Source organism: Burkholderia sp. Se-20378, assembly GCF_017104665.1.
Lineage (GTDB): Bacteria > Pseudomonadota > Gammaproteobacteria > Burkholderiales > Burkholderiaceae > Burkholderia > Burkholderia lata.
In genome coordinates this window covers 1-2,264 of sequence record NZ_JAAGPG010000852.1, presented here as the reverse complement: position 1 = coordinate 2,264, position 2,264 = coordinate 1, and the positions used below count along the sequence as shown (strand labels likewise).

Sequence of the window (2,264 nt, the reverse complement as noted above, 5' to 3'; positions counted from 1 at the left end):
CCCGCGGCGGGCCAGGCGTCGCCGACGCTGGAGGTCGCGCGATGAGCGCGCCGTCCGGCTGGGCAACGAGTCAGGGCACGCTGGCACGGCCGCTGGCGATCGACGGTCACGGGCTGCACACGGGGCGCCGGGTGGGCGTGCGGATCCTGCCCGCGCGTCCGGAAGAGGGCGTGACGGGCATCGCGTTCCGTCGTGTTGCTCAGGGGCGCACGCTGGCGACGCTGCCGGTCGATCCCGCGCTGCGCCGCGCACAGCCGCTGTGCACGATGCTGCGCAACGCCGACGGCGTCGGCGTTCGCACGATCGAGCACCTGCTCGCGTCGTTGCTCGCATGCGAGATCGATCATGCGATCGTCGAGATCGATGCCGAGGAAGTACCGATTCTCGATGGCAGCGCCGCGCCGTGGGTGGATGCCATCCGCGCGTGTGGCCGCGTAGCGCTCGATGCGCCGAAACGCTTCATCCGCGTGCTGCGGCCCGTCGTCGTCACGGACGGTGAGGGCGACCAGCGGCGCGAAATGCGGATCGAACCGGCGCCGCGTTACGAACTGAGCGTGCGCAACGACCTGCGCGGCTTCGGCGACATGCACTGGGACGGTGCGCTGACGCCGGCCGCATTTGCGACCGAAATCGCGCCATCGCGCTCGTATGGACGCGTGAAATGGGCGGTACCCGCGATCGTCGCCGGTTATCTGCGCGGGGTGCCGATCCTGCGCGGCGCGCGGCCGTCGTGCACGGCGTCCATCGTCGGCAATCGCGTGCTGGGCGGGATGCGGCTGCCGGAGGAGTTCGTCCGGCATCGCGTGCTCGACCTGGTCGGCGATCTCGCGCTGGCCGGCGCGCCGCTGCTGGCGCGCGTGAGCGCGCTGCGGCCGAGCCACGAGATGAATTTCCGGCTGGTGGACGCACTGCTGGCCGAACCCGATGCGTGGCAGTGGGCCGAGTTTCCCGACGCGTGACACCACGCTTTTTCATGGCTCCCGGCGTAACATAGCGTCTTTTCGAGATACAGCGAAGGAAGCAATGGCACTGGGAGAGCATCTTCGCCAGCAACTGGCGGCGAAAGCGCTGAAACGGCAACTGGAGCGCGCAACGGATGCAGCCGCGGCACCGGGCGTGCCCGGCACGCTGGCCGCACAGACCGCATCGGCGCGCAGCCGCTTCGAATCGATGCCGCAGTATCAGCAGGTCCGGATCATGCGCGAGATGGGCGAGAAGCTGCGCGTCGACTCGCCGTTTTTCCGCGTGCACGACGGCGTGGCCGGTGCGACGACGCAGATCGGCGGCCGCGAGTACCTGAACTTCGCAAACTACAACTACCTCGGCCTGGCCGGCGATCCGGCCGTGTCGTCGCGCGCGAAAGCCGCGATCGACCGCTACGGCACGTCGGCGTCCGCGAGCCGGATGGTCGCGGGCGAGCGCCCGGTGCAGCGCGACCTCGAGCGCGCGCTGGCCGCATTCTACGAGACCGACGATTGCGTGGCGTTCGTGAGCGGCCATGCGACGAACGTGACCGTGATCGGCGCGCTGTTCGGCCCCGGCGACTTGGTCGTCCACGATTCGCTCGCGCACAACAGCATCGTGCAGGGCGCGCAACTGAGCGGCGCGAAGCGGCTGAGCTTCGCGCACAACGACTGGCAGGCGCTCGACGAACTGCTGTCGCGCGTGCGCCGCGAATACCGGCACGTGCTGATCGCGATCGAAGGGCTGTACAGCATGGACGGCGATTTCCCCGACCTGCAGCGCTTCGTCGACGTGAAGACGCGGCACGGTGCATTCCTGCTGGTTGACGAGGCGCATTCGCTCGGCGTGCTTGGCGCGACCGGCAAGGGCATCCGCGAGCATTGCGGCGTTGCACCCGACCAGGTCGACATGTGGATGGGCACGATGAGCAAGACGCTGGCCGGCTGTGGCGGTTTCATCGCCGGCTGCCAGCCGCTGGTCGACATGCTGCGCCATCTGGCGCCGGGCTTCCTGTACAGCGTCGGGCTCGCGCCGACGCTCGCCGAAGCGTCGCTGGCCGCGCTCGAGCGCCTGCAGGCCGAGCCGGAGCGCGTCGCGCGACTGCAGGCGCGCGGGCGGCAGTTCCTGACCGAGGCGCGCGCCGCCGGGCTGAATACGGGCACGAGCGCCGGGTTTGCGGTCGTGCCGGTGATCACGGGGAGCTCGCTGAAGGCCGCGCAATGGGCCAATGCGATGTTCGACGAAGGGATCAACGTGCAGCCGATCTTCTATCCGGCCGTCGAGGAAAAGGCGGCGCGCCA

The 2,264-nt window shown here is 69.6% G+C and carries 2 protein-coding genes; both read left to right on the top strand.

Translation table 11 applies throughout. The features are described 5' to 3' along the window. Positions 1–41 precede the first annotated feature (41 nt). Positions 42–959 carry a UDP-3-O-acyl N-acetylglycosamine deacetylase gene (locus tag G3N93_RS38215; RefSeq protein ID WP_174940642.1) on the top strand — a complete coding sequence of 306 codons (918 nt, stop codon included), beginning with the start codon at positions 42–44 and terminating at the stop codon, positions 957–959. A 64-nt stretch (positions 960–1,023) separates the two neighbouring features. Further along, the coding region (locus G3N93_RS38210; RefSeq protein ID WP_206135354.1) for an aminotransferase class I/II-fold pyridoxal phosphate-dependent enzyme at positions 1,024–2,264 on the top strand (1,241 nt) is incomplete at its 3' end.

Bases quoted from the DNA above. Each gene is read 5' to 3' on its own strand.
- G3N93_RS38215 (WP_174940642.1), top strand. From the start codon at position 42: ATGAGCGCGCCGTCCGGCTGGGCAACGAGTCAGGGCACGCTGGCACGG.